Source organism: Bradyrhizobium sp. S3.7.6 (assembly GCF_054061875.1).
In genome coordinates, this window is the sequence record NZ_JBSSEQ010000001.1 from 4,820,003 (window position 1) to 4,832,849 (window position 12,847).

Genomic DNA, 12,847 nt, shown 5'->3' on the forward strand with positions numbered 1-12,847 from the left:
TGCCCGATCCGTCATCCTGAGGTGCGAGCAAAGCGAGCCTCGAAGGGTGAACGGCCGAGATGCAGCAGCCGGGCTCGTCGCCCTTCGAGGCCTCCGCTTCGCTCCGGCACCTCAGGGTGACGAGTTCAATAGTAACCAAGCAGAACAACAAGAGGGGTCAACCCATGCACGATAACGACAATCTCACCATCGAACGCCCGACCTTCGTCACTCATCTCGAATGCGCGATGGAAGGCGATCATTACGCTGCCGACCAGGTCCACAATCTCTCCAAGGCCGGCAAGCCGCTTTTGGTGCGCTACGACCTCGCGGGCGTGAAGAAGGCGCTGACCAAGGACGCGCTTGCCCAGCGTCCTGGCGACATGTGGCGCTACCGCGAGCTCTTGCCCGTGCGCAAATGCAAGGACATCGTCTCGCTCGGCGAGGTCACGACGCCGCTGATCCGGCTACCGAAGCTCGGCACCAAGCTTGGCGGCGGCGAGATCATCGTCAAGGACGAGGGACGCCTGCCGACCGGCTCGTTCAAGGCGCGCGGCCTCGTGATGGCGGTGTCGATGGGCAAGGCGCTCGGCATCAAGCACATGGCGATGCCGACCAACGGCAATGCCGGCGCAGCGCTCGCGGCCTACGCGACCTCCTGCGGCATCAAGACCACGATCTTCTGCCCGGCGGACACGCCGGAGGTGAACGTCAGCGAAATCGAGCTTCAGGGCGCGACCGTCTATCGCGTCAACGGCTATATCGACGATTGCGGCAAGATCGTCGGCGAAGGCAAGGCAAAAGTCGGCTGGTTCGACACGTCCACGCTGAAGGAGCCGTACCGCATCGAGGGCAAGAAGACGATGGGCCTGGAGCTCGCCGAGCAGCTCGGCTGGGACGTGCCCGACGTGATCTTCTATCCGACCGGTGGCGGCACCGGCCTGATCGGCATGTGGAAGGCTTTCGACGAGCTGGAGAAGATCGGGTTCATCGGCTCCAAGCGCCCGCGCATGGTCGCGGTGCAGGCGTCGGGCTGCGCGCCGATGGTGCGGGCCTACGACGCCGGCACCGAGCATGCGACGCGCTGGGAGGACGCCCACACGATTGCGTCGGGCATCCGCGTGCCGCAGGCGATCGGCGACTTCCTGATCCTGCGCGCGGTGCGCGAGAGCAAGGGTTTTGCCATCGCGGTCGACGACGACAAGATCTCGTCGGCGCTGAACGAGGTCGCGCGCGAGGAGGGGCTGCTGCTATGCCCCGAGGGCGCCGCCACCTACGCCGCCTACAAGGACAGCCTCGCCGACGGCCGCGTCAGCAAGACCGACCGCGTGATGCTGTTCAACTGCGCGACCGGCCTGAAATACCCGCTGCCGCCGGTCACCCGCACGCTCGATCGCCACAAGCCGATCGACTACACGCAGTTCTAGGCACGACCAGACCGCCGGAGCGCGATGATCGCGCTCTGGCGCGTCATTTCGTCTCGTCACGACCGATCCCTCTTCCCGTACGCGGGAGGGCACAAAAAACAACAAAGACATCGCTGGGGAGAAGACAATGAAGAAGGCCATCTGGGCCGGGCTGCTCGGTATTCTCGCTGTGACCGGCGCCACGCGCGCCGACGACTATCCTTCGCATCCCATCACCGTCATCGTTCCCTTCGCCGCCGGCGGCCCGTCGGATGCGATGGCGCGCGTGCTCGCCGAGCGCATGCGGGTGACGCTCGGCCAGCCGCTGGTGATCGAGAATGTCACCGGCGCGGGCGGCTCGATCGGCGTCGGTCGCGCCGTGCAATCGGCGCCGGACGGCTACACCATTTCCTTCGGTCATCTCGGCACCCATGTTGCCAACGGCGCCGTCTACAAGCTCAAATACGACCTCGTCGCCGATCTCGAGCCGGTGGTGCTGCTGCCGAGCAATCCGATGATCGTGGTGAGCAAGAACGCGGTGCCCGCGACCTCGTTGAAGGAGCTCATCGAGTGGCTGAAGTCGCGGCCGTCGCCGCCGACCGCCGGCACCGCCGGCGCGGGCTCCGGCAGCCATATCGCCGGTGTCTATTTCGAGAGCGTCAGCGGCATCAAGCTGCAATATGTGCCGTATCGCGGCACGGCTCCCGCGCTGAACGATCTCATCGCCGGCCAGATCGACGTCATCATCGATCAGACCTCCAACTCCATCAACCAGGTCCGCGCCGGCACGATCCGCGCCTATGCCATTACCGACGACAAGCGGCTCTCGTCGGCGCCGGACATTCCGACGGCAGCCGAGGCGGGGCTGAAAGGCTTCAACATGACGTTGTGGTCGGGCCTGTGGGTGCCGAAGGGCACGCCGAAGGAGATCGTCACCAAGCTCAATGCGGCCGCCGTGGAAGCGCTGAACGATCCCGCCGTGAAGAAGCAGCTCGAAAGCCAGGGCCTCGAGATGACGCCCAAGGATCAGCTCACGCCCGAAGCGCTCGGCGCGCGCCAGAAGGCGGAAATCGCAAAATGGTGGCCGATTATCAAGGCCGCCGACATCAAGGTGGATTGAGGCGGATTGCCTCTTCGGATGGGGCCACAACGTCAAGTGGCCGCACCCTGTGGAACAATCAGGTTCACGCGGCGCCGCGTTACGTCTTGGCTTCGCTGTGCTTCGACAGGGCCGTCTCCAGACAATTGATCAGAGCCGGCGTGGAAAACGGCTTCGCGAGAAAGCAGATGGCGCCAGCTTTCAGTGCGCGGTCGCGCACGGCATCGTCGGGAAAGGCGGTCATGAAGATAAACGGCGTGCGGTGACCAAGGCCGCGCATATGCATCAGGAGATCAACGCCGCTCATGACCGACATCTGCACATCCGCGATCACGCAGGACGTCGTCCTCAGTTCGGCCGACTGGAGAAATTCGAGAGCGGAGCCAAAGATGTAGACGGTGTGTCCCCGCGACGTCAGCAGATTGTTGGTCGCAAGGCGGACGGATGGATCATCGTCAATGACGGAAATGACCGAAGGGACTGACAAGATGATCGCTCCTGATCGGGGAGCGGCCGCGCGCGGCGCAGCCGCCCATCGGAAAATGGGCCCCCGGAGCGACCTTGGAAAGCATACTTAGGTTTGCACCTTTCCCCCCGGGCGTGGAATTCCGAGCACCTCGGTCATTCTGACGAGATCGGCCAATGACTTCGCACCCATTTTCCGCATGATCTGCCCGCGATAGATCTTGACGGTAATCTCAGCCAATCCAAGCTCGGCAGCGACTTGCTTGTTCATCAGGCCGGACGCAACCAGGGCGAGAATGTCGCGTTGACGCGGCGTCAGGCCTTCGAAGCGAGTCCGCACGCTCGACACCGACTTCTCGGCATCGCGCCGCTTGCGATCGCGTTCGATCGCAGCCTGGACCGCGTCCAGCATGTCCTGGTCGCGCACCGGCTTGGTCAGAAAATCGATGGCGCCACTCTTCATGGCCCGGACGGTCATGGGGATATCGCCATGACCGGTGATGAAGATGATGGGCGTGCGAATGTCGGCCTTCACGAGGTCCGCCTGGAGGTCGAAGCCGCTCGAGCCGGGCAGGCGGATGTCGAGCACGAGGCAACTGGGGACCACCGGCGGCTTGGCTTCCATGACCTCCGCCGCCGAGCCGAAGGCCTCCACCCTGAGGCCGACCGATTGGAAGAGATTGGTGAGCGCACGCCGCATCGACGGATCGTCATCGACGATCAGGACGATCGGATCATCGGCCCCCGCCTGTGCCTGCGCCTGCGTTGGCTTGGCGTGGTCGGTCACGACGCGGCCTCGTGTGGGAAGGGCAGGGCAATCTGGAATGTTGCACCGCTCCCCTCATTTGGGAATGCCGAAAGCCGGCCCGCGTGAGCCTCGATGATCGATCGGCAGATCGATAGTCCCATCCCCAGGCCGCTCGACTTTGTGGTGAAGAACGGCATGAACATGCGGTCTGTCACGTCGCTGTCAAGGCCGAGACCGCGATCCGTCACGGTAAGAAGCAGGTGCTCGTCGCCGTCTCGACTGGAGCGAATTGCCAGCTCGCGCGGGAGCTCGACATTGGCTTGCATGGCTTCGATCCCGTTCATGACGAGGTTGATCAGCACCTGCTGGAGCTGGATCCGATCGCCGCAAATGTTGGGCAGGCCCGACGACAACTCCATCCGCACCGACACGGCATGGGTAGCGAGCTCGCGCCGAACGAGGGCCATCACCTCCCTCACGACCTGATTGATGTCGAGTGGGACCATCTCGATTTCGGTCTTTTTCGCGAGCGCCCGGATCCGGCGGATCACCTCGCTGGCCCGATTGGCGTCCTCCACGATCCATTCGACGGAACGGCGCGCAGCATCGAGATCGGCCGGGTCGCGGCCGAGCCAACCGATGCAGGCGTCGGCATTGGAAATGACGGCGGCGAGCGGCTGATTGATTTCGTGGGCAATCGAGGCGGTGAGCTCGCCGAGCGTCGTGATGCGCGTGACATGCGCGAGCTCGGCTTGCGCTTTGCGCAGGGCATCTTCGGCCTGCTCGGTGCGGATTGCCGCCGTCACATCGCTGCTGACGCCACGATAGCCGAGGAAGTTACCATTCTCGTCATGGAAGGGCTTGCCGCTGGTGCGCACGTAAATCTGAGATCCGTTGCGATCCCTGCTGCGGTAAACCAGGTCGCGGAACGGAAGGTGGGCATCGAGCGCCGCGCGATGCTGCTCCCACTTCTCGGGCTCGAACTCGGCATCGGGCGGAATGTCCCAACGGGTCAGCCCGATCAAGCCCGTCGGCACCGGACTGGCCGTGTCGGCGTGTTCCGATATCCGGGTGATGCGGTGATCCGGCCCGGTCTCCCAAAACCAGTCCGATGCGGTTTCGGCATAGTCGCGGAAGCGCTGCTCGGATTGCTTGAGCTCGTCAAAGGCCTTTTGCAGTGATTCTTTTGCGGCGAACTGCTCGGTGACGTCCACGTGCGTGCCGATGATTTCCATCACATCGCCATCGCCGCCTTTGACAGGATGTCCCTCCGTATGGACACGTCGTATCGAACCGTCCGGACGTGCAATCCGAAAGTCGATTTCGAAGGGCTCCCCTTGGTGGATTGCGCGACGTTCCACGTCGGCAATTCGTCGAAAGTCATCGGCGAGGATCCGTTGCTGGAAAGCCCGCGCCGGGACATCGATCTGGTCCGGCTCAAATCCGAACAGGCGGTAGAGCTCAGCCGATCGGTAGGCAAACTCCTGACGACGCACGTCCCAGGCCCAGCTGCTCGTATGGCTGAGGCGCTGGGCTTCGGCCAGATAGGCCTCACTGCGGCGCAGCCTCTTCTCTGTTTCCTTTGCAATCGTGACATCGGTGACAGCGCCGGCGAACTCGATGCGCCCGGATGCACGTCTCACCGCGCGTGCCACGGAATGGAGATATTTGATGGATCCATCCGGCATCAACAGGCGATATTCATGGTCGAAATCCTCCGCCTCGCGGAAGGCTCGATCAAGAGTCTTGCGGACCGCATCGCGGTCCTCCGGATGGATGCGCTGAAACACGAAGCCCAGGTTCGGCTGCATGGCCGGGTCACATTGGAAAATGCGAAACGTTTCCCTCGACCAGAAGATCTCGTCGGTCGTGGGGCTCAAGCCGAAGCTGCCGGTGCGGCTCAGTTCCTGAGCCTGGGCGAGGTAGGCCTCGCTCTGCCGCAGCGCATCCTCCGCCTCCTTGCGCTGGGTGATGTTTTCGCAGGCGACCAGCACGACCGGCGTGCCGTCGCCGCGCAGCATCGCCTTGGCGTTTTCACGGACCCAGAGAACCGAGCCGTCTTTGCGGATCTTGCGAATCTCCCAGGTGTGCGACTGGTCCACGGTTTCCAGGCACAACCCTACGCATTGACGGACGAAGTCGCGGTCTTCCTCGAAAAAGACGTTCAGCACGGATTGGCCGGTCAACTCGGTCGCCGTGTAACCCAATTGTGCGGCGCCAAACGTGTTCACGTTGAGCACCGTCCCGGCCGGATCGACCATGAAATACATGACCGGATTATGCTCGAACACCTCGCGCCACTGCTTCACGGCGTCGCGTAGATCGACGATGTCCTGTCGCGAGTCATCACCGACCGCGGAACTGTCCTTCTCGCCGGTGCCGAAAGATCGAAGCGCCGCGAGGCCGCCGAGCAGCAATTGTGCGGCCGAATTACCAAATTTCGCGATTTGGCCAGGCATCATCGCGGGCGTCCCGGCTCGCAGGGGTCGAAGCAAGTAGAGCACTTTGCAATCAGGGGAGCAATTCCCTCCGACCAAAGTAGACTCTGCGCCGAAACTCGCGGCAGCCGTGCAGCCTGCCGGCCTTGCGCCGTCTCGTTGCGAAGGTGCGGCGAAGGCCCGGAAAACTACGGGACAAACCTACGTATAGCTCGCGCATCCCAAGTCATAGCGCACATTTACCTCCGTACAATTGAGTCGTCCGTTGCATGCGGATTAGTCTCACAACCATCGAAGGGACGCGATGTGCAAGGCCACAAGCCGGCGATTAGCTCGATGTGCTGCTGATGGCTCCGCGTCCATTGCCCGACTTGCCGCACGATTGGCTGGTCGCGATTGAGAGGCCGCATTTCACTAACGAGCGTGGATGGCCGGGCGTCAGCGTACGCGCGAAGCCACGACCATGAGAGCCGGGAGGAGAGCATGATGTGCGATACGCCTGAACACTCCGAGCGTGGCCCTGCCGTAAAAGCTTGCGCTGTCTGTAGCGGCAAGTTTGGCCTGATCCGATATTATTCCTGGCGAGCGCCGCTGTGCTCCAGAAAATGTCTCGATCGCTTCAGGGCGCGCCGCGAACGCGACCGCCGATGGTTGTTTCGATTTCAGGCGGCATGAGGATTAGCCCTTCGATCGGCTCCATTCGGCAATTCTGAACCGGAGGCTGCGTGCTGAACCGTGCTTGCAAGCTCCTCTTGATGATCGCGCTGCCGCTTCCGTTGGTAACGGGAGTGAAGGCCGACGAGCTCGGACAGGATGGTGCACATCGTCATCATCCGCTCCAGGATCAGCTCCTGCACGAGAAGTTCTATTCCAGCTGGCACATGCCCGATAATCCCGTGCTCAGCTGCTGCAACAGCGCGGATTGCTACCCGACCGAGGTGCGATATGTCGACGGCCGGATCTACGCGCGGCGCCGGGAGGACGGGAAGTACATCCTCATTCCATCCCAGAAGGTCGAGCGAAACAGGGACAATCCCGACGGCCGCAACCATCTTTGCGCGCCGCCGCCGTCCGCCTCTCTGGTCGACACGGTCTACTGCTTCGCGTTGGGAGGTGCCACGTGAGATTCATATTGGTGAACGGCAGGACCCCTTTCCGCAAGACATTCTGTCTATGGTGCTGCGAGGAGATCAGCGGCGGCTATCTGCGCGACGCGAAGACGCTGCTGCCCTATTGCGGCTACGAGTGTTACGCGCTCCATCACGAAGCGGCGCCGTTGATCGAGAGGCGAGCGCAAGCGGCGTCTTGAGCTGACGGGTGGGCGAGGCGCATCGGCCGACGCGGCTGCTGGCAGGGGAGGACAGGACGTTGAAATTCATGCTCGTCAACCAGGACCAACCGCGCCATGGCGTCACTTGCAGCGCGTGCGCCCGGCCGCTCGGTTCGAGCTACGTCCGGCATGTGTCCACGCAACGGCAGTACTGCGAGTATGATTGCTACCGCAGATATCAGCAGACGAGCATGGAAGCGCTCTGGCCTTACCGCAGTTCGCTCGAGATGGTCACGGTGTTGGCGGCCATTTCGAGCTGGAGCTGGATGATGCAATTCGGCGCGCTCTCGGGCGCGCTGACGGAAGCATTTCTGCGCGCGCACGAACCTTCTGACCACGGAAGGAGGTGACGGCTAGCCTAACGATGCGGGCCGCGCAGAGTCGGCGGCCGCAGTCACTGCATCCAGCTTCGCGCCGCGTCCAGCCCCGGCGTTGCGAAGCTAGGGCGCGGCGGCTGCGGCCGCTGCCGTGGGTGCCGCGCTGACTTCGTGCGTCGTGACGCGTTGCTCGGACTTCGCCGTGGCTGTGCCGCTGCCCTCGAACCGGGCGCGGTAGACCAGCACATTCTCCATCACGCGCTGGACGTAGTTGCGCGTCTCCGACAGCGGGATGCGCTCGACCCAGTCGACCGGATCGACCTTGGGGTCGCGCGGGTCGCCGCGCGCCTGCACCCATTCGCGCACCCGGCCGCGGCCGGCATTGTAGCCCGCGAAGGTCATGATCTGGTCGCCGCGATATTCCGACAGCAGCGCGCTGAGCTCGGCCGCGCCCATCTGCGTGTTGTAGACGGGATCGGACACCATCCTGTCCCAGTCATAGGTCAGGCCAAAGCGCTTTGCGGTATCGCGGCCCGCCTCCGGCGTCACCTGCATGAGGCCGACCGCGTTGGCGGGTGACTTGTCGCGCTGGTCGAATGAGCTTTCGGTGCGCGCCACCGAATAGATCACGCTGGTCTCGATTGCGGGCGCGACCTGCTTGTGCTCGGGAATGCCGATGGTCGGGAAGGCGTAATGGTCGAGTGCAAGCCCGCGCGCCAGCGCCGACTTGCCGACCTCCAGCATCACGCGCGCATCGTTGCGCCGGCCGGCGAGCTCGCCGAGCGCTTCCAGCGCTGCGACGTCGGTGCTCTCCTTGGCGAAATCCTCGGCATAATAGAACACCATGTCGCGCTCGCCGGTGCCGTAGAGCATCTCGGCGGCTCGGACGCGCTCGTCCGCGGGCTGTGTATCGGCCGCGGCCAGCACGGGCGAGGGCGCGCGCAGCTCGATCCCGTCGAGGCCGAGCCTGGCGCGTGCGAGCTGGCCGTAATAGGCGGTCGGATAGCGCGCCGCCGCCTGATAGCTCATGCGGGCATCCACCGTCGCCCCCATCGCCTCGGCCGCGCGGCCGCGCCAGTAATGCGCCCGCGACAGCGCGATCGGATTGGCCGAGCCTTCGTCGATCGCGGCGAAGTGCACCATGGCCGCCTTGGGATCGTCGAGATAGCGCAGCGCAATCCAGCCGCACATGAAGTGGTAGTCGACGCGATAGACTTCCATCGCGGGCACCGCCGCCGCACGCACCACGTCGTAGGCGGTCTTGAACTTGCCCTGGTCGAGCAGCTTTCGCGCGAGCAGGCGCCGCTCGCGCCACCAGGCATCGGTGTCCTGGGCCGCCATCGTGTCGGGCGCGGCGGCGAGGATCACCTCGGCGGCGTCGTCGATGCGGTCGTTCTGGAGATGCCACTGCGCGCGGCAGAGAACGTAGCCGAGATCGCGGCGTGCTTCGGTCGAGACGTCCTCGAGATAATCCTTGGCCTTGTTGGCCTTGCCGGTGACCGCCGAGCAGGCCTTGACGATCGCGAGCTCATCTTCGCCAAGCCGCTTGGCCGCGCGACGCGCACCTGCATAGTCCTTGGCGCCGAGGCGCTTGTCCATGCGGGCGCGATGATCGTCAGCGGTCAGGAGATCGCGGAACGCTTCGTAGGAATCCTCCTCGCTGCGCTCGGACAATTCGTCCGTGCGCCAGGCCTCGCGCACCAGGCGCGTAGCCCTGTCATTGTCGCCTTCACTCAGGAGCACGCGGGCGAGCGCGAACTTGCCCTTGGCGCTGGTCGGCCGGTCCATCGTGAACTTGTGCACGGTCGCCGCGTCGCTCTTCTCCTGCCACAGCCGCGCTTCGGCGCGGCGGCGGAGCAGGGCGCTGCTCGGCCAGTCCGGATTGGCGGCCAGGAAGCCGGCGTAGCGCTTGAATGGTGCCGTGCTCTCGGAATGGCGCAGCATGAACCAGTCGGCGAGCTTCTGTCCGGCCGGGTCGGCAATGCGGTCGCGCGCCGCGCTCGCATCGTCGGTCTTGCCCTTGCGCGCGAGATCGATGGCGTCCTTCAGCGCGGCGAGGTCGCCGGTGAGCGGCGGCGGCGCCGGCTTGTCCGAGGGCTCGTCGTCCTTCTTGGACTTGCGCTTGGCGTCGGCATGCTTGCCGTGGCGCGACTTCGCGGCAGCGTGACGCTGCTTGCCGCCGGCTTTCGTCTCATGCGTTTTCTTTGACGCCGACGATTTGTGACTGCTCTTCGCTGCCAGCTCGGCAGGAAGAAGGGCCAATGCGGCCACGGCAACGACACACGCGAGCGAGCGTAGGCACTGGTTCATTCGATGGTCCCCCTGCGAAACCACTACAAACCAAGGTCCGCGACGACATGCGGCTTGAGAATCAAAGACGACACCCCAAACGATGCCACGACATCGTTTCGCAGTCCTCACGCTCCTTCAACAATGCGGCAAAATACCGATGGGAACTCGGGAACTTCCGAAAAGGCGGGAAGGGCAATGCCTTCAATCTTTGTTAACGAATAGGGCTCGCGCGACGGTTGCGCGCGGTCAGGGGCGTCGCACGGGCCAGATTGCGCGTGTTCCCGCCGCCAAAACCGGTGTATTGAGTTCCCAACCGGTCCTTTCAGCTCTTACCCCCACCGCTCATGCCACTTTTCAACCAGTCGATCAGGCGCAAGATCGTCGGGATCGCCCTCGGATTGATCGTCCTGATGCTGGTCACCGCGATTCTTTCGATGGTGATGTCGAGCCAGGTCGGTGTCCTGCTCGACGAGCTGACCGATCGCTACATTCCGGCCTATGGCCATCTGGCGCGCGCCAACATCCGCTCGCTGGAGCGCTCGGTGGCGCTGCGGCGGATGGTTATGATGAAGATGCAGGCCCCCTCGGAGGAGGAGGCCTACGCGGCGCGCCTGCGCGAATTCGAGGAGGCCGATCGGAAGATCGACGAGGAAGCCGAGGCCGCGCGCACGCACATCAACGCGATCATCGACGACAAGAGGACGCCTTCCGACAATGCCGGGCTGGCGCGGATCGAGACCCGCATCGAAACCGCTCTCACCGAGCTGCGTCACGACATGAATGAGGACCACGCAAAACTCCTCAAGCAGGTCGAAGGCAAGCAGATGACGGAGGCGCGCGGGACCCTGGAGCATCTCGACACCATACGCGACCAGTTCAACCAGAAGATCGACGCGATCCGCGCCGACATGCTGAAGCAGGTCTTCGCCAGTACGGCGACAGTGATCGGTCGCCAGCACCAGGCGATGATCATTTCGGGCATCGTCACCATCCTCGCGGCGGTGGTCGGATTTGCTTTCGCGCTCCTCGTCTCCAGTGGCATCACGCGACCGGTGCGGCTGTTGCTCGCCGGCACCCGCGAGGTCGAGGCGGGCCGCTTCGACAAGACCATCACGGTCTCGACCCAGGACGAGATCGGCGAACTCGCCGCCGCCTTCAATCGCATGATCGAGCAGCTGCGGCACAACGAGCGGATCCGTGAGACCTTTGGCCGCTATATCGATCCCAAGGTGGCGCAGGGGCTGATCGACCGCCCGGAGGTCGCCATCGACGGCCAGCGCCGGGTGATGACCATCATGTTCTCCGACATGAGCGGCTTCACCTCGATGAGCGAGGGCATGACCCCGCGCGGCCTCGTCAAGGTCATGAACCACTATTTCACGGTGATGTCCGCGCCGATCCGGAGCCATCGCGGCGTCATCGATAAATATATCGGCGATGCCATCATGGCCTATTGGGGCCCTCCCTTCATTGAGGAGGACGAGCCGGCGCTGTTCGCCTGCTACGCCGCCATCGATATGGCCGATGAGGTGCCGGCGTTGCAGAAGCAATTGCCTGACCTGCTCGGCATCCGCGCCATGCCAGGCCCTTGTGATCTGCGCATTGGGATTGCCACCGGCGAGGTCCTGACCGGCAGCATCGGCTCCGAGCTGATGATGAGCTTTACGGTGATGGGCGACGCCGTGAACCTCGCCTCGCGTCTCGAGCTGGTCAACAAGATCTACGGCACGCGGATCCTGATCGCGCAGGCCACGGCGGACGCGATCGGCTCGAACCTCGAGCTGCGCGAGATCGATCGTCTGGCGGTGGCCGGCCAAAGCGCATCGCAGGCCATTTTCGAGGTGATGAGCAAGGCGCACGGGCTCAGCGTCCCGCAGGAGAGCCTGCGCGCGCGCTACGCCGAAGGCCTCGCCGCCTACCGCGCGCAGCGCTTCGACGAGGCTCGCGCCGCGTTCAATGCAGCGCTCGAAGCCGTGCCCGGCGACGGTCCCTCGCGCACGCTGCTCGGCCGCATCGCGCAGTTCGAGGCCAATCCGCCGGACGCAGCTTGGGATGGTGCCTGGCGGCTGGAGCAGAAATAGCCGTTCTTGCTGGGCTTGCACCGCCCTTGCTGGAAAAAACGTTTCTACTCGATAACGATGTTCGCCGTGACCTATTTCTCAGGCTTAGGTTTGACGTCCCTTGTGGCGTTTGATGGGGACACGCCGATGACAGAACTTCATGACAGGCTGGAACGGTTCGAGACGCTCACCGCCGAATGCGAGCTGATTGCCAAGCTCGCCACCGACAGCACCAAGCGCGAGTTCTATCTGAGACTCTCGGAGCAGTATCGTCAGCTGGCGGTGGATATGCGGAAGGCGATCGCGACCAAGGCCGCGGCCTGACGCCGCCTGCAATCCGTTCTTAATGTTTGGCGCGCATCCTTTGAGGATGCGAGCGTCGCGATCATGATTGCTCGCATTGGGAATGCCGAGGTCCGTTGCGGTGCAGCGCATCTCGCTGACGTCGCTTTGCCGCTCCTCACCAGGGCAATCCCATGCGCCTTCTCGCAGTCCTCATCTTCGCGCTCATGACGGCCGCCTGCAACCAGGAGCAGGACATCACCGGCTCGACCCCGGTCTGTGCGATGCGGAACTACAGCTCCTACAATCCCCGCGACATGAACCAGTGCGTTGCCGCCTGCAAGGCGTGCGACCACGGCAACACCGTCACCTGCACCACGTCATGCACCCTCAAGGGTGCCCACTGAGCGGCGGCGCTGGCTGGAGCTAGC

The 12,847-nt window shown here is 63.8% G+C and carries 12 protein-coding genes; 8 read left to right on the forward strand and 4 right to left on the reverse strand.

Annotated elements, in window-relative coordinates; translation table 11 throughout:
- Positions 1-164: 164 nt before the first annotated feature.
- Together ACVJ5M_RS23285 and ACVJ5M_RS23290 are read left to right on the forward strand one after the other, a co-directional pair.
- The gene (locus ACVJ5M_RS23285) at positions 165-1,406 is read left to right on the forward strand and encodes a threonine synthase (RefSeq protein ID WP_354097611.1); all 1,242 of its coding nucleotides are present in this window, start codon (positions 165-167) and stop codon (positions 1,404-1,406) included.
- A gap of 127 nt (positions 1,407-1,533) precedes the next feature.
- Entirely contained in the window at positions 1,534-2,505 is a 972-nt protein-coding gene (locus ACVJ5M_RS23290; RefSeq protein ID WP_354097610.1) for a tripartite tricarboxylate transporter substrate binding protein BugD, read from the forward strand.
- A 79-nt stretch (positions 2,506-2,584) separates the two neighbouring features.
- On the opposite strand, the gene ACVJ5M_RS23295 is transcribed toward ACVJ5M_RS23290, so the two are convergent.
- From ACVJ5M_RS23295 to ACVJ5M_RS23305, 3 genes are all read right to left on the reverse strand, one after another.
- Positions 2,585-2,971, reverse strand: a complete 387-nt coding sequence (locus tag ACVJ5M_RS23295) for a response regulator transcription factor (RefSeq protein WP_456679394.1) — start codon at positions 2,969-2,971, stop codon at positions 2,585-2,587.
- An 87-nt stretch (positions 2,972-3,058) separates the two neighbouring features.
- Positions 3,059-3,736, reverse strand: a complete 678-nt coding sequence (locus tag ACVJ5M_RS23300) for a response regulator transcription factor (protein WP_085404624.1) — start codon at positions 3,734-3,736, stop codon at positions 3,059-3,061.
- A complete protein-coding gene (locus tag ACVJ5M_RS23305) occupies positions 3,733-6,159 on the reverse strand; it encodes a PAS domain S-box protein (protein ID WP_354100070.1) in 2,427 nt (808 codons plus the stop codon). Before ACVJ5M_RS23305 ends, ACVJ5M_RS23300 begins: the two co-directional genes overlap by 4 nt.
- A gap of 701 nt (positions 6,160-6,860) precedes the next feature.
- Between ACVJ5M_RS23305 and ACVJ5M_RS23310 the strand changes: the two genes are divergently transcribed.
- The 3 genes from ACVJ5M_RS23310 to ACVJ5M_RS23320 all read left to right on the forward strand — a co-directional run bounded on the left by ACVJ5M_RS23310 (position 6,861) and on the right by ACVJ5M_RS23320 (position 7,815).
- Positions 6,861-7,259, forward strand: a complete 399-nt coding sequence (locus ACVJ5M_RS23310; protein ID WP_014495024.1) for a hypothetical protein — start codon at positions 6,861-6,863, stop codon at positions 7,257-7,259.
- Positions 7,256-7,444 (forward strand): hypothetical protein, encoded by a 189-nt coding sequence (locus ACVJ5M_RS23315; RefSeq protein ID WP_084795121.1) that lies wholly within the window; start codon positions 7,256-7,258, stop codon positions 7,442-7,444. The genes ACVJ5M_RS23310 and ACVJ5M_RS23315 overlap by 4 nt, the downstream gene beginning before the upstream one ends.
- Before the next feature lie 68 nt (positions 7,445-7,512).
- Positions 7,513-7,815 carry a hypothetical protein gene (locus tag ACVJ5M_RS23320; protein ID WP_175618423.1) on the forward strand — a complete coding sequence of 101 codons (303 nt, stop codon included), beginning with the start codon at positions 7,513-7,515 and terminating at the stop codon, positions 7,813-7,815.
- A 90-nt stretch (positions 7,816-7,905) separates the two neighbouring features.
- On the opposite strand, the gene ACVJ5M_RS23325 is transcribed toward ACVJ5M_RS23320, so the two are convergent.
- Complete coding sequence (locus ACVJ5M_RS23325) at positions 7,906-10,092, reverse strand: lytic transglycosylase domain-containing protein (protein ID WP_354097608.1); 2,187 nt, start codon at positions 10,090-10,092, stop codon at positions 7,906-7,908.
- Between the two features lie 326 nt (positions 10,093-10,418).
- Between ACVJ5M_RS23325 and ACVJ5M_RS23330 the strand changes: the two genes are divergently transcribed.
- The 3 genes from ACVJ5M_RS23330 (at position 10,419) to ACVJ5M_RS23340 (ending at position 12,823) form a co-directional block, all read left to right on the forward strand.
- Entirely contained in the window at positions 10,419-12,155 is a 1,737-nt protein-coding gene (locus ACVJ5M_RS23330) for an adenylate/guanylate cyclase domain-containing protein (protein WP_283016626.1), read from the forward strand.
- A 126-nt stretch (positions 12,156-12,281) separates the two neighbouring features.
- On the forward strand, positions 12,282-12,458 hold the full coding sequence (locus ACVJ5M_RS23335; protein WP_166341944.1) for a hypothetical protein: 177 nt from the start codon (positions 12,282-12,284) through the stop codon (positions 12,456-12,458).
- A gap of 152 nt (positions 12,459-12,610) precedes the next feature.
- Entirely contained in the window at positions 12,611-12,823 is a 213-nt protein-coding gene (locus ACVJ5M_RS23340; RefSeq protein WP_063983092.1) for a hypothetical protein, read from the forward strand.
- Positions 12,824-12,847 lie beyond the last annotated feature (24 nt).